At 46.1% G+C, this 21,420-nt stretch carries 22 protein-coding genes; 8 read left to right on the forward strand and 14 right to left on the reverse strand.

Features of this window, described 5'->3' with window-relative positions:
- Positions 1 to 15: 15 nt before the first annotated feature.
- Both BMW45_RS04450 and BMW45_RS04455 read right to left on the reverse strand, forming a co-directional pair.
- Positions 16 to 1,353 (reverse strand): ABC transporter substrate-binding protein, encoded by a 1,338-nt coding sequence (locus tag BMW45_RS04450; protein ID WP_092240862.1) that lies wholly within the window; start codon positions 1,351 to 1,353, stop codon positions 16 to 18.
- 153 nt (positions 1,354 to 1,506) lie between these two features.
- Entirely contained in the window at positions 1,507 to 2,304 is a 798-nt protein-coding gene (locus BMW45_RS04455) for an AraC family transcriptional regulator (RefSeq protein WP_242882901.1), read from the reverse strand.
- A 117-nt stretch (positions 2,305 to 2,421) separates the two neighbouring features.
- On the opposite strand from BMW45_RS04455, the gene melA reads away from it, so the two are divergent.
- Both melA and BMW45_RS04465 read left to right on the forward strand, forming a co-directional pair.
- The gene (gene melA / locus BMW45_RS04460) at positions 2,422 to 3,744 is read left to right on the forward strand and encodes an alpha-glucosidase/alpha-galactosidase (protein ID WP_092240864.1); all 1,323 of its coding nucleotides are present in this window, start codon (positions 2,422 to 2,424) and stop codon (positions 3,742 to 3,744) included.
- A 124-nt stretch (positions 3,745 to 3,868) separates the two neighbouring features.
- A complete protein-coding gene (locus BMW45_RS04465) occupies positions 3,869 to 4,741 on the forward strand; it encodes an AraC family transcriptional regulator (RefSeq protein ID WP_092240866.1) in 873 nt (290 codons plus the stop codon).
- Positions 4,742 to 4,821: 80 nt separating this feature from the next.
- Here the strand turns inward: BMW45_RS04465 and BMW45_RS04470 are convergent, their stop codons facing one another.
- Positions 4,822 to 5,022, reverse strand: coding sequence for a DUF1858 domain-containing protein (locus BMW45_RS04470; protein WP_025231036.1), 201 nt, complete (start codon positions 5,020 to 5,022; stop codon positions 4,822 to 4,824).
- A 252-nt stretch (positions 5,023 to 5,274) separates the two neighbouring features.
- On the opposite strand from BMW45_RS04470, the gene pflB reads away from it, so the two are divergent.
- The 6 genes from pflB to BMW45_RS04500 all read left to right on the forward strand — a co-directional run bounded on the left by pflB (position 5,275) and on the right by BMW45_RS04500 (position 9,765).
- Positions 5,275 to 7,335 (forward strand): formate C-acetyltransferase, encoded by a 2,061-nt coding sequence (gene pflB, locus BMW45_RS04475; RefSeq protein ID WP_092240868.1) that lies wholly within the window; start codon positions 5,275 to 5,277, stop codon positions 7,333 to 7,335.
- Positions 7,336 to 7,347: 12 nt separating this feature from the next.
- Positions 7,348 to 7,617, forward strand: a complete 270-nt coding sequence (locus tag BMW45_RS04480) for a hypothetical protein (protein WP_025231034.1) — start codon at positions 7,348 to 7,350, stop codon at positions 7,615 to 7,617.
- Between the two features lie 21 nt (positions 7,618 to 7,638).
- Positions 7,639 to 7,884, forward strand: coding sequence for an autonomous glycyl radical cofactor GrcA3 (grcA3, locus tag BMW45_RS04485; RefSeq protein ID WP_025231033.1), 246 nt, complete (start codon positions 7,639 to 7,641; stop codon positions 7,882 to 7,884).
- 21 nt (positions 7,885 to 7,905) lie between these two features.
- Positions 7,906 to 8,679 carry a pyruvate formate-lyase-activating protein gene (pflA, locus tag BMW45_RS04490; protein ID WP_025231032.1) on the forward strand — a complete coding sequence of 258 codons (774 nt, stop codon included), beginning with the start codon at positions 7,906 to 7,908 and terminating at the stop codon, positions 8,677 to 8,679.
- Positions 8,680 to 8,768: 89 nt separating this feature from the next.
- Entirely contained in the window at positions 8,769 to 8,939 is a 171-nt protein-coding gene (locus BMW45_RS04495) for a DUF362 domain-containing protein (protein WP_025231031.1), read from the forward strand.
- 112 nt (positions 8,940 to 9,051) lie between these two features.
- Complete coding sequence (locus BMW45_RS04500) at positions 9,052 to 9,765, forward strand: gamma-glutamyl-gamma-aminobutyrate hydrolase family protein (RefSeq protein WP_092240870.1); 714 nt, start codon at positions 9,052 to 9,054, stop codon at positions 9,763 to 9,765.
- Positions 9,766 to 9,871: 106 nt separating this feature from the next.
- On the opposite strand, the gene BMW45_RS04505 is transcribed toward BMW45_RS04500, so the two are convergent.
- The 11 genes from BMW45_RS04505 to phnC form a co-directional block, all read right to left on the reverse strand.
- Positions 9,872 to 10,531: a helix-turn-helix domain-containing protein gene (locus BMW45_RS04505; protein ID WP_092240872.1), complete on the reverse strand. Its 660-nt coding sequence runs from the start codon at positions 10,529 to 10,531 to the stop codon at positions 9,872 to 9,874.
- 361 nt (positions 10,532 to 10,892) lie between these two features.
- The gene (gene dnaB / locus BMW45_RS04510) at positions 10,893 to 12,227 is read right to left on the reverse strand and encodes a replicative DNA helicase (protein ID WP_025231027.1); all 1,335 of its coding nucleotides are present in this window, start codon (positions 12,225 to 12,227) and stop codon (positions 10,893 to 10,895) included.
- A gap of 11 nt (positions 12,228 to 12,238) precedes the next feature.
- On the reverse strand, positions 12,239 to 12,685 hold the full coding sequence (gene rplI, locus BMW45_RS04515; RefSeq protein ID WP_092240874.1) for a 50S ribosomal protein L9: 447 nt from the start codon (positions 12,683 to 12,685) through the stop codon (positions 12,239 to 12,241).
- Positions 12,685 to 14,745, reverse strand: a complete 2,061-nt coding sequence (locus tag BMW45_RS04520; protein WP_092240876.1) for a DHH family phosphoesterase — start codon at positions 14,743 to 14,745, stop codon at positions 12,685 to 12,687. Before BMW45_RS04520 ends, rplI begins: the two co-directional genes overlap by 1 nt.
- Positions 14,746 to 14,993: 248 nt before the next feature.
- The gene (locus tag BMW45_RS04525) at positions 14,994 to 15,371 is read right to left on the reverse strand and encodes a LytR/AlgR family response regulator transcription factor (RefSeq protein WP_092240878.1); all 378 of its coding nucleotides are present in this window, start codon (positions 15,369 to 15,371) and stop codon (positions 14,994 to 14,996) included.
- Between the two features lie 215 nt (positions 15,372 to 15,586).
- Positions 15,587 to 15,928, reverse strand: coding sequence for a P-II family nitrogen regulator (locus BMW45_RS04530; protein WP_092240880.1), 342 nt, complete (start codon positions 15,926 to 15,928; stop codon positions 15,587 to 15,589).
- 19 nt (positions 15,929 to 15,947) lie between these two features.
- Positions 15,948 to 17,183: an ammonium transporter gene (locus BMW45_RS04535; protein WP_092240882.1), complete on the reverse strand. Its 1,236-nt coding sequence runs from the start codon at positions 17,181 to 17,183 to the stop codon at positions 15,948 to 15,950.
- Positions 17,184 to 17,431: 248 nt separating this feature from the next.
- A complete protein-coding gene (locus tag BMW45_RS04540; RefSeq protein ID WP_092240884.1) occupies positions 17,432 to 18,949 on the reverse strand; it encodes a bifunctional metallophosphatase/5'-nucleotidase in 1,518 nt (505 codons plus the stop codon).
- 4 nt (positions 18,950 to 18,953) lie between these two features.
- Positions 18,954 to 19,763: a phosphonate ABC transporter, permease protein PhnE gene (gene phnE, locus BMW45_RS04545; RefSeq protein ID WP_092240886.1), complete on the reverse strand. Its 810-nt coding sequence runs from the start codon at positions 19,761 to 19,763 to the stop codon at positions 18,954 to 18,956.
- Between the two features lie 12 nt (positions 19,764 to 19,775).
- Complete coding sequence (gene phnE / locus BMW45_RS04550; RefSeq protein WP_092240888.1) at positions 19,776 to 20,597, reverse strand: phosphonate ABC transporter, permease protein PhnE; 822 nt, start codon at positions 20,595 to 20,597, stop codon at positions 19,776 to 19,778.
- On the reverse strand, positions 20,594 to 21,349 hold the full coding sequence (gene phnC / locus BMW45_RS04555) for a phosphonate ABC transporter ATP-binding protein (RefSeq protein WP_092240890.1): 756 nt from the start codon (positions 21,347 to 21,349) through the stop codon (positions 20,594 to 20,596). Before phnC ends, phnE (BMW45_RS04550) begins: the two co-directional genes overlap by 4 nt.
- Between the last annotated feature and the right edge of the window lie 71 nt (positions 21,350 to 21,420).

Below are 21,420 nucleotides of genomic sequence, written 5' to 3' on the forward strand. Positions count from 1 at the left end.
CCTCCCCAGCCCCTCCTATTCTTGTGCCAGCATGGCATTCATTTCCTGAGCAATGTCCTTGCAGACTTCCTCCACGCTCTTGGCTCCGGTCCATGCATCAATTAATTTTTCATGGCTCATATTGTTCCAGGCAACCGTTGATTTAGAGTATGGCCTGATGACCAGGTCACCCATCATATCTAAATATGCCTGGAGGTTAAAGCCCTGATATGCCTTTATCCAGTTATCCGTTGTCCCTGCATAGGCGGAAATAACGATTCCAAGGTCAGACTGCTTCTGCTGAGCTTCCTTTGATCCCATGTATTCGATCAGCTTCCATGCTTCTTCAGGCATGCCGGTATTGGCAGAAGCCGCCCAGCCCAGTCCATTGTAAATGGAGATCCTCTTTCCAGAGGCCGCATCTTTTGGAAGAACTGCGATGTCACAGTTTGCCTTTACGTAATCATTATTGCAAAGCTCCGGAAGCATCCAAGATCCAGCCGTAATCATAGCTACCTTGCCGGCTTCAAACAAAGCTTCCTCTGTATTCTCTGCCATCACTTCATATGGAGGCGCATATCCCTCTTTCATCAGGTCCGTGATAAAAGTTAAAGCCTTGATGGTTCCCGGCTGGTCAAAGCCGGAAGATTTTTTATCATCGCTGATTACATAACCGCCCATATCATAAACGATATTATTCCAGCCAGCCTGGTCATTGGTAGGCCTTAAGGCAAATCCATACTGGCTTCCATCTGCTTTGGTCAGCTTTTTTGCTGCTTCTGCATAATCATCCCAGGTCCAATCCTTGTCGGGATAAGGGATTCCTGCTTCATCAAACATAGTTTTGTTGTACCAGAGCGCGATGGTATCAATATCCTTTGGCACTGCATACTGCTTTGTACCTTCCCAATTATAGATCTGCACAATGTCCTTTGGGAATTTATCCATTTCCAGCTTCTTGCTTTCCTTGATCCGGTCCGTTAAGTCCAGGAGCATCTCATATTCGGAATACCTTGCGATCTCATTGGAATGCATCCAGAAAACATCGGGAAGAGATCCGCCGGTTGCTCCTGCCTCCAACATGGTCCAGTACTGCTCCCATGGGGTTACCTGAATCTGTGTTTTAATTCCTGTTTCATTTGTGAAGTCTTTCATGATCTCCGTAAGTCCCGGTTCCTGGTTCTTGTCCCAGATTGCAACCGTCAGAGTTCCCTGAGCAGACTCATTTCCTGACTCACTGGAGCTTTCCGCCGCCTGCTTTGTTTCTCCCGCACTCGCAGGAGCCGTTTCCTTCCCGGTCTTGCTTCCGCAACCAACCAGTGCTGCTGCCATAACCGCTGCCATTGCCGCTGTCAACCACCATTTACGTTTCATTTTGTTACCTCCCTTTGATTAGTCAGTTTATATAGTTAAGACTAAATTTAAAACCATTTTTTGTGTATTTTTATTTACCTAACCCTGATTATAAACTATTTTTTATCCATATTACATAGACTAATGTGATAGGTACATGGTGTTTTGTTATATTTACCAAACCTCTTCTCTCATCTTCTTCCGATACTGGAGCGGGGACTCCCCCTCTGCCTGCAGGAAACTTTTACAGAATACCGAAGCATCATGAAAGCCGCAGGATAAACCGGTTTCCGTTATGCTGAGACCCGTATCCTCCAACAGGCGCTTTGCTTCCATGATCCGGTAGGCCGTTAAATACTGCTTCGGAGAAATGCCCTTATATTTCATAAAAAGCCGGTACAGATAAGTCCTGTCGATCCCCACATATCTTGTCACATCTCCGATCTGAATGGGGTAGCTGTAATTATGGCGTATATATGTTTCCGCCCTGGACAGATAGCTCTGCTCATACTCTCCCACTTCCTTGCTGCGTTTTGGGAACCGGGAAAACAGCAGATAAAGATACCCTGCTGTCTCATCCATATTGTGTTCCCCGCTTTCAAAGACGGTCACCAGCCGGTCCATATAGTTTCGCCATTCCTCTCCGTGATCGAAATGGTACACATATTCATTTTCCTCCTGCCGGTAATCGCTTAACAGCCTCTCCGCTTCAGTCCCTGCAAAAGCTGCCCAGGCATATTCCCAGGGCTCATCCTTATCCGCCTGATAATAAGTGACCTCCTGGGGCTTTATTAAAAATGCATCTCCCTCCTTTAAGGCATATTCCTCGCCTCCTGTCCGGTAGATCCCCTTTCCCCTAAGTATCACATGCATCAGGTAATGCTTCCGGATCGCTGGTCCGAAAAAATGCCCTGACGTACACTGTTCACGACCGCAGTAATAAATGGTCAGCCCCCGTACCAATTGATTCATGTTTCACCCTCCATACAACAAAATGACAATTTTATGAAACAAACTTCCTATCTTTTTTTCTGCTGCAATTATACAATATCCTCATCAGACAGACAAGGAAAACAAGGAGGAAGGAACATGGTAAAAATAACTTTTATGGGGGCAGGGAGCACGATATTTGCAAGAAATGTCTTAGGCGACTGCATGTGCACTCCAATACTTCAGGACGCTGTGATCGCTCTTTACGATATTGATCAGGTGCGGCTTTCGGATTCAGAGCTTATTCTGAATGCAATCAACAAAAATGTGAATGAAGGACGGGCTGATATCAAAACTTATCTGGGAGTGGAAAACCGGAAGGAGGCCTTATCCGGTGCCACCTTTGTAGTGAACGCCATTCAGGTGGGCGGTTATGATCCCTGTACAATTACAGACTTTGAAATCCCTAAAAAATACGGCTTAAAACAAACCATTGCGGATACCCTGGGAATCGGCGGAATTATGCGGGGCTTAAGGACCATTCCTGTCATGGAGGATTTTGCCAGAGACATGGAAGAGGTTTGTCCTGAGGCCTACTTCTTAAATTATACCAATCCCATGGCTATCTTAACTGGTTACATGCAGCGTTACACTTCCATTAAAACCATTGGTTTATGCCATAGCGTCCAGGTATGCTCAGAAACCTTATTAAAGGGACTTGATATGGAGGATAAGCTGGAAGGGCGAACAGAATTAATTGCTGGAATTAACCATATGGCCTGGCTCTTAAAGCTCCATGACAGAGATGGAAACGACCTTTACCCCATGATCCGTCAGAAGGCCTCCTGGAAAAACCAGACAGAAAAACATAAGGATATGGTACGTTTTGAATACATCAACCAGTTAGACTATTACTGTACGGAATCCAGTGAACACAATGCAGAATACAATCCGTTGTTCATAAAATCCAAATACCCGGAAATGATCGAAGAATTCCAGATCCCCTTAGATGAATACCCACGGCGCTGCATCAAGCAGATCAATGAGTGGGAAGAAGAAAAGAACTCTATTCTTAACAACGGACAGATCACCCATGAACGTTCCCATGAATACGCCTCCTATATTATGGAAGCTATTCTGACCAATAAGCCTTACAAGATCGGGGCAAGTGTCTTAAACCGGGGGCTTATTGATAACCTCCCTGCCGACGCCTGCGTAGAAGTTCCCTGTCTGGTAGACGGAAGCGGAATCACTCCCTGCCATGTAGGCCCCCTTCCCACCCAGCTTGCGGCCATGAACATGACAAACATAAATCCTCAGCTTCTTACCATAGAAGCCGCCCGTAACAGGGATAAAAAAACCATTTACCAGGCAGCCATGCTGGATCCTCATACTGCTGCCGAGCTTAACATAAAAGATATCCGTGCCATGGTGGATGAACTCATTGCAGCCCATGGGGATTACATGAAAATGTACCAGTAAAAGAAACTCCCAGGAATCATTATTTACAAGTTGCCTATAATGCCTGTATACTTGACCCTATCAAACATCCTAATAAAAGCGGATCGTCTGACAGGGTCTTTCACCATTTTGAGGGGGTATATCTTTGAGCGAAAAACAAACGACTTATAAAAATGTTGCCGGGTTCCGCTGCTTAAGGAACATTAAACGGCAGACCAATGATCTGTTCCTGGTCCACTGCGGAATCCAACAGTGTCCTCCGGGATACACCTACGATCACAAGATTCCAAATGAATATCACCTTCACTTTGTGCTGGGCGGCGCAGGCTCTCTGGAAATTAATGAGAAACGGTATGATATAAAAACCGATGACATCTTTCTCATTCCCAAGGGACATCCCGTTCTTTACAATGCGGATCTTAAAAATCCCTGGGAGTACATGTGGATTACCTTTGACGGAGAGATGGCAGAGGCTTATTTAAGCTATGCGGGCATATCCCCGCAGCTCCCTGCCATCCATTCACAGATTCCCAATCAGCTTTATCTTCCCATGATACACAAAATACTGGATACCAGCGAACTGACCTTTGCCAATGAAATCAAGCGGGTGGGATACCTATACGAAATATTGTCCACCCTGATCGAAATGCAGAATACCATAAGAACCATTAAGAAGAACCAGTACGACTATTCCATCGATACTTATGTAGATTATGCCCTTCAGTATATTAAGCTGAACTACGACAGCATCAAGGTCCAGGACATCGCAGACTACATCGGGATCAACCGTTCCTATTTGACTACAATATTCAAAAAGCAGCTTCACGTTTCCCCTCAGGAATACTTAATGAGGTACCGGCTTAACATTGCCGCCAATCAGCTTGCCACCACATCCTTATCCATTCAGGAAATTGCCACAGACATCGGATATCATAACCCTTTAACCTTTTCCAAGATCTTTAAGCAGGAATTCGGCGTCAGCCCGAAGCATTACAGGGAAGAAAAACGGCAGTCATAAGAAACCCGCCGGCTCGCTGCCCTCACAAAAAACAGGAGGCTGGTCCTTAAGGACTGCCTCCTGTCATATAGTAATATATTCTATACTTCTGCTAATACTTCGTTAATCTGGGAAACCAGTACATCACAGTCTATTCCATGAACCTGGCAGGCTTCTTCCAGGGACTCACCCTGAGATGCCGGACAGCCGAGGCAATGCATACCTGCACGCATTAACATAGGTGCAATGTTCTCGTCCATTTCAAGCAAAGCGCCTATTAACATATCCTTCTGGATCTGCATCTTGTATTCCTCCTTAAAAAATTGTACTTACTGTCTTTATAATATAATACTTTTCTTCCTTATTAGCAAGGACTAAATTCCTTTTTTTCCTTCCGACTTCTTTTTGACAAATTTTTCTCAACAAGTAGTCTTGACATTGTATACAGTATTCATATATAATGTATTCATACAAAGGTTGTATGAATTATAATCTTTGACGGCACTCATTTATAATTGACACTTATACAGCAGATTTTACGGAGGAACAATACTATGAGAACAGAATGGAGAGCTTTCACGGGCGGTGTTTGGGAACGGGAGATCAACGTCAGGGACTTTATACAGAAAAATTACACTCCTTATGACGGCGATGATTCCTTTCTTGCCGGACCTACCACAGCAACAAACGCTCTTTGGGCGCAGGTTATGGATTTATCCAAACAGGAGCGGGAGGCCGGCGGCGTGCTGGATATGGATACTAAGAACATTTCCACCATCACTTCCCACGGACCGGGATATTTAGATAAAGACAAAGAAACAATTGTAGGCTTTCAGACTGATAAGCCTTTTAAGCGTTCCTTACAGCCTTACGGCGGTATCCGTATGGCAGAGAAGGCATGCGCGGATAATGGTTATACCATTGATCCTGAAGTTAAGAAATTTTTTACGATTCACAGAAAGACACACAATGCAGGTGTTTTTGATGCTTATACCCAGGAAATGCGTGATTGCCGTTCCAACCACATCATCACAGGCCTTCCGGATGCCTATGGCCGCGGCCGTATCATCGGGGATTACCGCCGAGTGGCCCTTTACGGCATTGACCGCCTGATCGCAGACAAGGAAGAGCAGAAGGATACAACACGTACCACCATGTACTCTGACGTGATCCGGGAAAGAGAAGAGCTTTCTGAGCAGATCCGCTCCCTTAAGGAATTAAAGGAGCTGGGAAGCATCTATGGCTTTGATATTTCAAAACCGGCCGCCAACGTAGAAGAGGCGATCCAGTGGCTGTACTTTGCCTACCTTGCCGCTGTCAAGGAACAAAACGGAGCAGCCATGTCCTTAGGCCGCACCTCCACCTTTATTGATGTTTATGCACAGAGAGATTTAGAAGATGGAACCTTTACCGAGGAGCAGATTCAGGAGTTTGTGGATCATTTCATCATGAAGCTTCGTCTGGTAAAATTCGCCCGTACTCCGGAATACAATGAGCTGTTCTCCGGCGATCCTACCTGGGTAACAGAATCCATCGGTGGAGTCGGCATCGACGGACGCCATCTGGTGACCAAGACTTCCTTCCGCTACCTCCACACCCTTACGAATCTGGGAACAGCTCCTGAGCCAAACTTAACCGTGCTCTGGTCTACAAAGCTTCCGGAAAACTTTAAGCGCTTCTGCGCCAGGACCTCCATTGAATCCTCTTCCATTCAGTATGAGAACGATGACCTGATGAGAGTGACACATGGAGATGATTATGCCATTGCCTGCTGCGTATCTTCCATGAGAGTTGGTAAGGAAATGCAGAACTTTGGCGCAAGGGCCAATCTTGCAAAATGCCTGTTATATGCTATTAACGGGGGCATTGATGAAGTCACCAAAAAACAGGTCGGACCCAAATACCGCCCCATCACTTCCGAGTACCTGGATTATGAAGAGGTTATGGCTGCCTATAAGGATATGATGAACTGGCTTGCAAGGGTTTATGTAAACACATTAAACGTCATTCACTATATGCATGACAAATACAGCTATGAGCGTATTCAGATGGCTCTTCACGATAAAAAGGTAACCCGTTGGTTCGCAACCGGTATTGCTGGACTTTCCGTAGTGGCTGACTCCTTATCCGCCATCAAATATGCCAAGGTTAAAACCGTACGGGATGAAAACGGAATCGTAACCGATTATATCGTAGAAGGAGACTTCCCCAAATACGGCAATAACGATGACCGGGTAGACATGATTGCAAACGAACTGGTTCACACCTTTATGAACTATGTAAAAGGAAACCACACTTACCGCGGCGGTATTCCAACCACCTCAATCTTGACAATCACTTCCAACGTAGTATATGGTAAGAATACAGGAGCAACTCCTGACGGTCGTAAGAAGGGTGAAGCCTTTGCGCCTGGTGCAAACCCAATGCACCTTAGAGATACTCACGGTGCTGTCGCTTCTCTGGCATCGGTTGCAAAGCTTCCGTTTAGAGATGCCCAGGATGGGATCTCCAATACATTCTCTATCGTACCGGGAGCCCTTGGCAAAGAAGATCAGATCTTCACAGGAGATTTAGAGGTGGATTTAGAGCTGTCTCTTAGCGAAGACCAGAAATAAGGAGTGGTTATTATGGCAGATCCAAAGGAGAAACAGATTGACGATATCGTCTCCATGCTTGACCAGTTCATGGCTGGAAACGGCGGACATATGAACATCCGCGTATCAGAAGACGGTACTGTAAGTACCGATGAAACAATGGCTAAATCAGTTACTACCACAAACTCCACGGATTGTGCAGACGGAAATTCCGCCTGCAGAGTGCCCACTTTATTCCAGGCCTTGGATACAGAAGATGAAGACCCGGAAAGCAACCGGCTGTTTATGGAAGACACTTATTAAATACAATAGGAGGATTATAAAATGGCAAATATCAGCGAATCTCAAATCAATAACCTTGTTAATTTATTAGATGGCTATGTAGAAGAAGGCGGACATCACTTAAATGTTAATGTCTTCACCCGTGATACCTTATTAGACGCACAGAAGCATCCGGAAAGTTATCCCCAGCTTACCGTACGCGTATCCGGTTATGCGGTGAATTTTATCAAGCTGACAAAGGAACAGCAGGATGAGGTAATCTCCCGTACGTTCCACAACAATATGTAATAAGCAAAGAAGGCGATCTGTATGACAGGATATATCCATTCCATTGAAAGCTTCGGTACCGTTGACGGGCCGGGTGTGCGTATGGTGATTTTTTTACAAGGCTGTCCCATGCGCTGCCAATATTGCCATAATCCGGACACCTGGAAGATGGCAGGCGGCACGCCAATGACGGTAGAAGAACTATTAAAGCAGTATGAATCGTCCCGGAATTTTTACCGGGGCGGAGGCATCACGGCCACCGGCGGAGAGCCTCTTATGCAGCTGGATTTTGTGACTGAGCTTTTTGAAGCTGCAGGAAAGAAGAACATCCATACCTGCCTGGATACTTCAGGTGTCACGTTTCATAGGAATGACCCGGATTACAGGAAGAAAATAGACCGGCTTCTGGACTCTACCGATCTTGTCATGCTGGATATCAAGCACATTGTTGATACAAAGCACAAAACACTTACAGGTCATTCCAATGAAAACATTCTGGATTTTGCCCAGTATTTAAGTGACCGGGATATCCCGGTGTGGATCCGTCATGTGGCAGTGCCGCAGATCACGGATGAGACCCCTGATCTATACAGGCTGGGGCGTTTTATCGGCGGGCTTAAGAATGTGAAGGCCCTTGATGTCCTGCCTTATCATGACATGGGAAAGGTAAAATACGAGAGCATGGGTATGGAATATCCCTTAAAGGATATTCCCCCCATGTCAAAGGATGGTGCCATTGCCGCCAAGAAGATAATCTTAAGCGGAATCAGGGATGTCCGCACAGGAGTCCCTGATCGGTATTGCTCCCAAAATTAAACAATAATTGTACCATTTACTACTTGAATATTTCTGATTTATAGTATAAAATATAGAAAAATCTATATAATATAAGGAGGTAATTTATCATGGCACGAGTTATTAGTGACGCTTGCGTTAGCTGCGGAAGCTGTGAAGGTGAATGCCCAGTAAGCGCTATTAGCCAGGGTGATTCTCAGTTTGTTATTGATGCTGATGCATGTATCGATTGTGGCGCTTGTGAGGGCGTATGTCCAACAGGAGCTATTTCTGAAGCATAATTATGATACATAAATGCCTCTTCCGAAAGGAAGAGGCATTTTGTTATATCAACACGTTCTTTATATCTGCATACGAATGAATTAACCGGATAAAGGAAAGGACATTTCTAATATGAGAAAACCACTGATCGGCCTGACCCCCGCCTACGATATTGAAAGCGGTGATGTTAAGGCACGTCCTACTTATATGCGGGCATTAAAAGCTGCGGGAGCGATCCCAGTCGTAATGCCCTTAGATGCCTCAGAAGAAGATTTAAAGCAGCTATCAAAGGATATGGACGGATTTCTGTTCACAGGCGGTCCTGATGTGCACCCCTTTCTATTTGGGGAAGAAACACAGGCCCACTGCGGCAATGTGTCCACAGCCAGGGACCAGATGGAGATTTCCCTGCTTCCTATGATTATGGAGCTTCGGAAACCGATCCTTGGAATCTGCCGGGGAATCCAGGTTCTAAACATCGCTCTTGGAGGAAACATCTGGCAGGATATCCCCTCCCAGGTAACACGTGATTTTCCTCTGGCCCATTCCCAGCCATTTAGTTATGATATGCCGTGCCATACGGTTGCTTTAACCGAGGGCAGCCTCCTTGCCCGGATATCAGAAAGCTCTTCGATAAAGGTCAACAGCATGCACCATCAGGCCGTCAGGGATCTTGCTCCCGGACTTATTGCTTCAGCCTACTCCCCAGACCATTTGATCGAGGCACTGGAAATGACAGACTATCCCTTTTTTATCGGGGTTCAATGGCATCCGGAATATTTATGGGAAAAGAATGGAGAGGCGTTCCGACTGTTTCAGACTTTTGTAAATGCTTGTAAAGAATAATAACCTGTATGCATAAAAAATCCGCAGTTTCCACTTTCACCGGCAGCTGCGGATTTCCTTGACAGAGCCTGTTTGATTGCTCTATTTATCTGAAAGTAGTGTGGTTTTATAACTTTTTTCCATTTCGCCCGAACTTTTTTTTTCGATTGAAAAATGGAATCTTGGAAGCAGCAGCTTCTGCACGCCCTTTGTTGTCCTTTTGATACGAACGCATAAGCTCGTCCAGCTGTTTGAACCGCTCCTCTTCCTTTTCTTCTTTTAAATTCAATAAATATTCCATTTCCTTAATGACTTTGTCATTGACCAAGCAGCTGACATCCTGGCTTAACTGCTCATTATTTACCTCTAAAGCCCGTCCAATGATATGGTTCATGATCTCCTGAAACTGCTCCATTTTATCCTGGGCAATGGAAATCTGCGCCGTGTTATGTACATCCAGGCCTGTCCCATCCTCAGTGCCAGATATTGCACTCTCTTTTAATTCCTGAGCTACCTGTCCTTCCAGTAACTCATCTGGTATGACGGGGTCTCTGCCCTCCTCGATAACCTTGTCAAGCGCTGTCTTAATGGCCTTTAACTGATACCCCTTGTCCTTTAAGTCCTTGATCTGCTTGAATAAACGGATGTGTGCTTCAGTGTAATACCGGTGCCCCATCTCATTTCTGGGAATCTTTAACTCCAGCTCGTCCTCCCAGTATCTAAGGACATGAGACTCCACATCGACCTTCTTCGATGCATCCGATATTAAGTAATGTATCTCAGCCATAGCTATATCCTCTCCTTTGGTTCGTTAAGTTTTCATAACCTTACTATTTATATCATATGCGGACTTCGGATGGATTATGAATGGGAATTGGAAGTTTTTTGAGGGATTTGAGAAAATTTTTAGAAGATGGGGGAGTAAATAGGTGGGGGAAAAAGAGAAATGGCGGGAGCGCAGGAGCCATCTGGGAGAAGGGGGGAATTTAGCGGGGCCGCAGGAGCCATCTGGGAGAAGGGATTCGAACCTCGAATCCCTTCTCCCAGATGGGGGGCGTTCGCCCCATAGAAAAAGAGAGTCCCCTGGTCCCGGAAAAACAAGAAAACTTGCTTTTCCAGGACCAGGGGACTCTCTTTTTCTATCCTGCTCATTGCTTGGCCATGTTTGCAAACTTCGTATATTCAGGTCTCCAGACCAGATTAATCGTTCCAATCGGACCGTTTCTCTGTTTTGCAATTATTACTTCCGCAATATTAGGCATATCCGTATCTTTATTATAATAATCATCACGGTATAAGAACATAACCACGTCGGCATCCTGCTCGATGGCTCCGGACTCTCGGAGGTCGGATAGCATGGGGCGGTGGTCAGGTCTTGTTTCGCACGCACGGCTTAGCTGGGATAAGGCGATTACAGGGGCGTTCATCTCTCTTGCCAGGGCTTTTAGGGATCTGGAAATTTCTGAGATCTCCTGCTGGCGGTTGTCGCCGCCTTTTCCGCTTCCGCTCATCAACTGAAGGTAGTCGATGATGACTACGCTAAGACCGTATTCCAGCTTCATCTTACGGCATTTGGAACGCAGTTCTCCAATTGAGATTCCTGGGGTATCGTCTATGATCAGCTTGGAATTGCCGATAACTCCGATTCCCTCTACCACGGCATCCCAGTCGGAATCGGATAAGGTTCCGGTTCTGAGCTTCTGGGAATCTACATTGGATTCCATGGCCAGCATACGGTTTACCAGCTGTTCCTTGGACATCTCCAGGCTGAATACCATACAGGGCAGGCCTTTTTTTACAGCGATATGGTCTACCAGGTTCAGCACAAATGCCGTCTTTCCCATGGAAGGACGGGCAGCGATTAGGACGAAATCGGAAGGCTGCAGACCAGAGGTCTTATAATCCAAGTCAATAAAGCCTGTGGGGATTCCGGTTACAGTTCCCTGGTTTTTGGAAGCCTCTTCGATTTTTTCCAGAACATTCATGGCAACCTGGCGGATGGGTACGAAATCTCCGGAGCTGCGGTTCTGAAGCAGATCAAATATGGTCTTTTCCGTGACAGCCATAATGGTTTCTAAGGGTTCCTTTCCTGCGTAGCAGGTGTTGGCAATTTCTTCATTTGCCTTAATAAGCCGCCTTAGAACCGCTTTATCACGGACAATATTTGCATAGGACTTTATATTGGCGGATGTAGGGACTGTGGTGATGATATCCCTGACAAAATCAAGACTCGAAACTTCGGGAGGAACATCCTTTACCTTTAAACGGTTTTGAAGAGTCACCAAATCCACCGGTAAGTTCTCATTAAAAAGCTCCAGCATGGCCTCAAACATGATGCCATACTGGTGCTGGTAAAAATCTCCTGCTGTAACGATCTCGGAAGCCGTGATGATTGCATCCCGGTCCATCAGCATGGAACCGATGACAGATTGCTCTGCCTCTATGCTGTGAGGGAGTACCCGTTTGATCAGGGCATCATCCATGTTCATGCCTCCTAGCTTTCCACTACCTTAACATTCAGTTTCGCAGTTACATCTTTATGAAGCTTGATTGGAACCTCATGGGAACCAAAGGTCTTAAGTGGTTCAGGAAGAATCAGCTTCTTTTTATCAATATCATATCCCAGCTGGCTCTTAATGGCAGCGGAAATTTCCTTTCCTGATACGGAGCCAAAGGCTCTTCCGCCCTCTCCTGCACGAATGGATAAGGTGATAGCTGCTTCTGAAAGCTTGGCTCCAAGCTCCTTTGCTGCCTCCAGCTGTTCCGCTGCGATTCTGGCCTCATTAGCCTTCTGAAGCTTTAAGTCATTTAAATTCTTTGTCGTTGCCTCAATTCCCAGCTTTTTAGGGAGAATGAAATTTCTTGCATATCCGTCGTTAACCTTAACGATCTGTCCCTTCTTGCCCAATGCCTTTACGTCTTCTAATAATACAACTTCCATTATGATATGTCTCCCTTCTCTAACATCTCTTTAATAACCGCTTTTACGCGGATTTTGGCTTCTTCAATGCTGGCTCCTGCAAGCTGTGCGCCTGCGATGGTACGGTGTCCGCCGCCGCCCAGTTTTTCCATCATGACCTGTACATTGACTTCATCAATGGAACGGGCGCTTATATACACCGCATGATTATAATCCGTCATTACAATGGAGGCCTTGATCCCGGCTATGTCAAGCAGCTCATTGGCTGCCTGAGCTCCCACAACCGTAGGGCTTCCGATTCCTTCCGAGGAACATACGCTGATGGCAAAGCAGCCTTCGAAAATCTCTGCCTCCCGGACAGCCTCTGCCTTTGCCTTGTAATCTTCCAGGTCATCGCGGAACATCTTCCGCACACGGACCACATCCGCGCCGTTTCTTCTTAAGAAAGCTGCTGCTTCAAAGGTCCTTACCCCCGTCTGATTGGTAAAATTATTGGTATCAATGACGATTCCTGCATACAGGGCATCTGCTTCCGCCGATTTGATCTTAATTCCGTCTGCAATGTATTGCAGCACCTCCGCTACCATCTCACAGGAGGAGGAAGCATACGGCTCTACATAGGACAGGACTGCATTGTCAATGATCTCACTGCTCTGCCTGTGATGGTCCAGGACCACGATAGTCTTTACAAGACGCAAAAGCTCCGGGGCATCGGTGATACTGGGACGGTTTACATCCACCACCACCAAAAGAGTATTGCCATCTACAAGCTCTGCTGCCTTGGATCCGGTCAGGAACAAATCCTCCGGGTAATCGGGATTCCCCACAAAACGATCAAGAATCGGGCGTACCGAGGTCGTCACTTCATTAATAATGATATGGGCCTTCTTATCCATGGCCGTGGCAATGCGGTATATTCCGACTGCAGCGCCAAAGGCATCAATATCCGTTAAACGGTGCCCCATAATAAGCAGCCGGTCCTTTGTTTCCATCAGCTCTCTGAGAGCGTGAGCCTTTACACGGGCCTTTACGCGGGTAGTCTTCTCTACCTGCTGGGCCTTGCCTCCAAAATACTGGATCCGTTCGCCATCTTTTATCACCGCCTGGTCACCGCCCCGTCCAAGGGCCATATCAATAGCGATTCTTGCGAACTCGTAATTTCTGGAATAGCTATCCCCGTTCATACCAAGGCCAATGCTCAAGGTCACGGCCATCTCATTGCCGATATTGACGGTTTTCACTTCCTCCAGAATGGAAAAACGGTTTTCTTTCAGCTCAGTAATATAGGACTGTTTTATGGAAATAAAATATTTATCTTTCTCCAGCTTCTTAACGATTCCGTTCATATTGGAAATGTACTTAGTGATCTTCCGGTCAATGAGGGCAGTAAGCAGAGAACGGCGTACTTCTTCCACACTCTCTAACGCCTCATCATAATTATCCAGATAAATAAGACCGGCCACCATTTTCTGATCATCTACCATCTGTTTATAGGAGAGAATCTCCGTTTCATCAAAAAGATAGACTGCCACGAGCATCTGTCCGGCAGCCTCCACTCCAACGGTTGAAATAATCGCTTCCGGTGAATCTTTCATAAAGACAGGTTTTAAGCGGATCTGGTATTTCCTTTCATTGCGTGCGGCATGCAAAACGGCCATTCCATCGTTAAGCTTTAACACTTCCTTCGTAATCTCCGGAAAAATAGTCATGAGGTTCTTTTTTGTGACTTTTAGAGGCTTTTCTTCCCCCAGCACCTCTGAAAACGCTGTATTCCCCCAGAGAATCCTTCCGTCTACATCCGCCATTGCATACGGAAGTTCCAGATCAGTAAGAAGCTGCTTCTGCATCCAAGAATATTCCGCAGAAAATTCCACAAGGCCGCTCATCAGAAGTCTCCTTCTGTAAGTATAAAGCCAGACTGCTATACCAACATACAAAAGCGTAAAAACTGCCATTATAATGCCCGCCTTTGTACTGGCAGCGCCGATCACCGTATTGGCGGCGATCAACAGTGCGCTTAAATAAAGAGGCCACTGCATATACGTCCTTAGCTGTCCCTTTATTTTGAACTTTTCTTTCATATCTTTCTCCTTATGGAAAAAAGGGTTCTCTTTTTCACTGTCTTAACATTATATCATAGTCATCTGGGTTCGTCCATTAAATTACAAAAAGTAAGGAAATACAAGGCTTTCCGTAGATTTGAAATGATTTTTTAAGGGTTTTTGCGTTACAGAAAACGCAAAAACCCCTTTTGACTGTTTAACCATTATATCCAGACTTATCCTGCCATGTGAAGGCAAAAATCACAGCCTGCTATGTTCTACGTACTTTATACGACTACTCTTTTATTCATTTTATATTGATCAATCATTTTAATAATCTGCGTTTTTGTATAAGGCTTTATAATAAAGCCAAAAGCACGTATCTTCCAGGCTTCCAGCGAAAAGCCGGGAATGCCGGAAAGAAGCACTACCTCCGGTGGGTCCGGAAGTTCATACAGCTTAGCTGCGAGAGTAATTCCGCTGATGTCCGGCATGACCACATCCGAAAACACCATATCTATCGGATTTTCTCTCACATATTGCATGGCTGTAATGGCTTCATTGAAGCTTCCGCACAGCTCAATTCCGTCTATTTCTTTTAAAATACGAGTCAGTTTGATTAATAATTCCTCTGAGTTATCCACTACTACAACTCTGATGTTCATAATTCCTCCATGGTTTTATCTCTTTTTCATTGAATGTAATTATACTATTATACTTAAAAATGAATATTCTTTCAACGGGGACAATATAAATTATGACCTTTGCGTTGGTTTTTGATACCTTGACAAGGCTTTTCGACATGAGTAAATGTATATTTTGGCAAAATAACTGCCCTGCCTCTCATTTATCAGAAGCAAGGCAGATAGAAGGATCTTCCTTATTTGACCGCGTCAACTCCTCTCTCTCCGGTGCGGATTCTGATGGCATCTTGTACATCGGAAATAAATATTTTCCCATCGCCAAATTCTCCGGTATAAGCCCTGTCTGCGATACAGGCGACAACAGCCTCCGCCTGTTCATCCGGCACTACCGTCTCGATTTTGATTTTTGTGAGAAAGTTGTAATCCACTTCAACGCCCCGGACAAACTCCATCCAGCCCTTCTGGTTTCCGAAGCCCATGACCTGCATGACACTTAAGCCATTTAAGTTCAGCTTATCTATGACTTCCTTAATTTCCTCCAGTTTCTCCGGACGGATATATGCTTCTATTTTTTTCATATGGCGGCCCTCCTTTCTCTTAATCCATTCCGTTAAATGCGGGATAAGCGTTTTCTCCATGCTCCGAGATATCAAGTCCGAGAGCTTCCTCTTTCTTTGAAACCTTAATCCCTTTCGCAACAAGTGAAGTGATCCTCGCAGCGATCAGAGTTCCTATGACGGCAATCACAATGGTGATCCCAATGGCCGCCAACTGGCGGAGGAAAAGAGCGGCTTCACCAAATGCAAGGCCGTTCCAGGCCGCCGCCGGATTAATGCTGGTTTTCCCAAATATTCCGGTGGCAATCCCGCCCCAGATACCACCGATCCCGTGACATCCGAATACATCTAAGGCATCATCATAGCCAAATCTGCACTTCACATAATCGATAAAAAAATAACAAATAGGGCTGACAAGTCCTCCGATCAAGATTGCCGCCCAGACCGGTACAAAGCCGGCGCCGGGAGTTATGGCCACCAGGCCGATGACCAGACCGGTGGAAGCACCCACAAGGGTTGGCTTTCCGTTCTTTATAACCTCCACCAGTACCCAGGAAAGGAGGGCAGAGGCCGCTGCAGTGTTGGTCGTCATAAATGCGTGGGCAGCCAGCTCATTTGCCTCCAGGGCACTGCCTCCGTTAAAACCAAACCAGCCAAACCAGAGCAGGGAAGCACCCAGAAAAACGAAGGGGATATTGTGAGGATGGTATGGCGCTTTTCCTAAGTTCTTTCGTTTTCCAAGGAGAATGGAAAGTACCAGCGCACTGACGCCGGAGCTGATATGTACTACATTTCCTCCTGCAAAATCAACAGAACCGATCTGGAATAAATAGCCTCCTCCCCATACCATATGAGCCAGGGGATAATAAACGATCAATGACCAAAGCACCATAAAAAGAACGAGGGAAGCAAACTTCATCCGCTCCGCAATGGCTCCCGTGATCAACGCCGGGGCGATGATGGCAAACATCATCTGAAATATGGCAAAGGCCAAGGTGTTGGGATAAGGCAGAGTTGTGTCCGTAAAGGTGTTGAAATTGAGGCCGGCCCATCTTAAATCACCGATGACTCCTCCTAGGTCACCGCTGAAAGACAGGGAAAAACCGACCAAAACCCACATAACAGATCCGACTCCCATGATGATGGCTGATGACATCATCATATTAATAACATTTTTGCGTTTTACCAGACCTCCGTAAAAAAATGCCAGCCCCGGCGTCATAATAAAAACCAGGGCCGAGCTGATCAAAAGCCAGGCCAAATCTCCATGATCCATAATTGCAGCTCCTCCTTTTAGATTCAAAAAAATGAAGCCATAACTCGTTGTGCCAATGCACAATGTTATGGCTTCGTTGCCTTGAAGTTTTCTGCCGTCTCCGGTATAGGGCTAGACTAAAGCAAGAGCAGTTCTTTGTCAAGAAATTTCCGAAGAACGGCCGGATAAACTTATTTTTTAAATTTACTGGTTTAAAAAATGAATTTAATTCTTTCATTTTCATTGATTTTAAGGACCTGGGATTGCTATTATAGCAGAACCAGTCCGCCGTTATTAACAATCTCCACCACAGAATGCTTACGCAAATACTCAAGAGCCATCTGCGGAACCTCTGTTCCAATGCGTTTTATAACCCGGCATTCCCTGTATACCTCATAACCTCCCGTACCGCTGGCCCGGTAATCGCTCATGCAAAGGCTTAAGGTGCGGCCTGCAAGAGGTCCTCCTTTATACAGGATCTTCTTCACCCGGTTTCCCACTGACTCTTTTAAGTCTAATTCAAAGGTGATCCCAGAAAAATAATCATAATTATAATGCTCCACTTTAGGCTTTAAGAACACGTCTGATATCTCAATATTCCCATCTTTTAAAGTAAAATATTCAGCGCAGCGCTCCAACGCCTTTTTAAGAAACTCTTCCTTTACCTCAAGGACCACAAGGGTATTGGAAAACGGATAAACCCGCACCAGATCCCGCATCGTCACATGATCCGGCAGGCTGATGGGCGAATTTCCCAGGCCAACGCAGGAGATATCCGCTCCCGTATAGCTAAGCTGGACATGATTAAAAAAATCTGCGATGGGCGACCCATAGAGGGCCATATCAAGCTTGCTCTTTTCCGGAACCGGCTCCTTTAAGCGTCCGATGTCCACATCCAGCCATTCCTGTACCGCTTCCTCCAGAGGAAGCAGAGACTCGTAAGGCTCTTTCCCATGAACCTCCCCGGCAGGGCATATGGAAGATTTCACCGAAACCTTCCCGTTATCAAGCCTGATATCCAGGCAGGCATACTGTGCGGCATTAGGAGCCAGCTGCAGGGTATGGGTTCCGAATAGATCTCTTCCAGGAACTGACATGTGCTGGTGGGCAGTCAAAAGGATGTCGTAATCCAGCTCCTTTAATATGCGGCAGCCCACATTTTCTCCTGATGTACTTAAAACCATTCCATTGTCAAGATCACATTCATAGCCGCCGTGATAGATGCAAACGGTGACATCTGCCTGGCTTTTTAAATTTTGCAGCTCTTTTGCCGCCGCTTCAAACGCGTCCGTAATGTGGATCTTCTCTAAATGCTCCGGCTGCTCCCACACGTTAACATAATCCGTCACAACACCGGTCACTCCCAGGCGAAGCCCGTTTTCCAGCGTAAAGATATGGCTCCTCGTTATCTGTGCCTTTCCTTCTAAGTCTCTGGCATTGGCACAGAGACAGATTCCTTTAAGTGCCCGAACGTATTCAGAAAGACACTCATAGCCAAAATTAAAATCATGGTTTCCCGGAACAACGGCATCGTAACCTGCCTCATTGTATACCCTTGCTATTGGGTTTATTCCAGGGACAGCTTCCTTCCGGGAAGTGATATAAGTGGCAAAGGGCGCCCCCTGCAGTGTATCCCCTCCGTCAAATACAAGAGTATTTCCATCTTTTTGAAAGTTGGAGATACAGTTTAAAAGTCCCATGGGCCGTTCTTCTCTGTCCCCGTAAGAGGTTGGGAACAGGTATCCGTGCACATCCGAGGTGTAATAAATTCTTGCCTGTTTCTCCAACTGATCACCCCCTGGCCAGCTTCACGCGTATTTTGGTGGATATGTATTCCACGATAAGAACTAAAACCACAAGGCCGACCAGAATAGCTCCCGCCTCATTCCACCGGTAGGCATTCATGGCAAAGATCAGGGGTGCACCTATTCCTCCGGCTCCCACCAGTCCCAGAACCGTTGCATCCCTTAAGTTAATATCAAACCGGTAGATTACCGTAGACGCAAAGTTTGGAATCAGCTGGGGCAGGATTCCATACCGGATTTTTTGGAACGTATTGCAGCCGCAGGCATCTAAGGATTCCAGAATCCTGGTGTCCAGATCCTCAATGGCTTCAATATACATTTTGGATACCATACCGATGGAGCAGACGGACATGGTTAAAAGTCCGGTAAATGCACCGGGTCCGCTGACGCGGATGAACATAAGGCCATATACAAAGGCCGGAATGGTCCTTACCGCCATAATCACCAATCGGCTCAAATAGGCTATGGGGGCCGGCATCAAATTGGAAGCGGATAAAAAGGATAATGGAATGGCAAGAAATGCCCCCACAATGGTTCCTAAAAATGCAATGCAGACCGTTTCCAAAAGAAGATATGGAACTCCCTGTACGGTCAGATTAAACAGCAGTTTCCTATCCGGGTGAATAATCCCGTTTAAGATATTTCCAGCTATCTTAAGTCCTCCAAGTCCGCTTCCTGAAAAATCCACGGCAGAACCGGACCATAGAATGAGGGCCAGGACAATCACGGACACGGTTATCCGGTATACTGTGTTTCTTGGGCGTTCTTCATATGCTTTTTCAATCTGTTTATTCATCAGTCGGCCCTCCTACACCAGTTTCCGGCGGCAGTAACGGCTCACCGACTCAATTAAAAATACGGCAACAAACAGCATGATAAGAATTATGCCCACACTGGGGTATTCTCTCCAGCCTAACTTCTCATTTAAAATCAGCCCAAGGCCGCCTGCGCCCACGTAGCCTAAAATCGCTGCATAGCGGACATTTCCTTCAAAACAAAACAATCCATTGGATATATAGGAAGGAAGTACCTGGGGAATGATGGCGCTCACAAAGGCCCGGACCTTGGTGGCTCCTATGGCTTCCATAGCCTCAAAGGCTCCCATATCGGCAGTTTCGATCTCTTCATATAAAATCTTACCCATATAGGCAAAGGTGAAAACGGTAATGGCCGTAGTTCCTGCCAGTGTGCCAAGACCGAACACATAAGTGGCGATCAGAGCGGTTACCAGAGTGGGAAGTGTCCTTACAATGCTTAAGAACAACCTCATGGCACTGACGACTGCAGCGCTTTTTATGATGTTGGTGGAAGCAGCCATTGCAAAGGGAACGACCAGCACTGCGCCAACCACGGTTCCCAGAAGTGACATCTTAATGGTGTCAAACAAGGGCTTCCATACCTGAGAGCTATAGGAAAATGCCGGAGGAACCATCATTCCCAATATAACAAAGAACTGGTTTCCTCTTTCCAGCAAGACCCTCATGTCAAAGCCGGTGATTTTCACGGAAAGCACGGTTAAAAATACCAGGATCAAAGCGATCAGAGGAAGCCTGGAAGCCGGCCGAAAGACGGTCTTTCCGCTGGACAATACGATTTTCCTAGGCGGAAATATCTTGTCATATAAACTCATCCTGCCGCCTCCTCTTCTTTTCCTTCATATATTTCATCTAAAATATCCTGGGTAACTTCGGAGGACGGGCCATCGTATACGATCTGACCAGCCCGTATGCCAACAACGCGGCTTGCATACTGAAGTGCCAGATCCACATGATGAATGTTTAACAGGATGGTAATGTTCATTTCCTTATTGATCCTTAAAAAATCTCCCATAACCTGTTTTGCCGTAACCGGGTCAAGGGAAGCCACCGGCTCATCTGCCAGGATGATCTGGGGATTCTGAGCCAGGGTCCTTGCAAGCGCAACCCTCTGCTGCTGGCCTCCTGACAACTGATCCGCACGAACAAACGCCTTATCAAGGATTCCCACCTTGTCAAGTGCCTCTAAGGCTCCAAGCTTATCCTCCTTTGGATAAATGCCGAACAAGGCCTTTAAAAACGGCAGTTCCGGTACCTTTGACATAAGAACATTATTAATGACCAGGGTTCTGGTCACCAGGTTAAAGGACTGGAAGATCATGCCGATTTTGCGGCGGAAGCGCCTTAACTCCTTTCCTTTTAACTGCATCACATCGGTTCCATCTACGGTCAGGCTGCCTTCCGTAATATCATGCATGCGGTTAATGGTACGGAGAAGGGTGGATTTTCCGGCACCGGAAAGGCCGATGATCGCTACAAATTCCCCCTGCTCAATCTTTAAGTTCACATCTTTTAAGGCATGAAAGCCATTGGGATACTTTTTGCCCACCTGATTAAATTCAATCATATTTTCCTCATTTCCCAGGATAGAGTGCGGAGGCGCCGCAAATGTTTTCCGTTTACGACGCCTCCGCAGCC

The sequence above is a fragment of the Lacrimispora sphenoides genome (assembly GCF_900105215.1).
Classification (GTDB): domain Bacteria; phylum Bacillota; class Clostridia; order Lachnospirales; family Lachnospiraceae; genus Lacrimispora; species Lacrimispora sphenoides_A.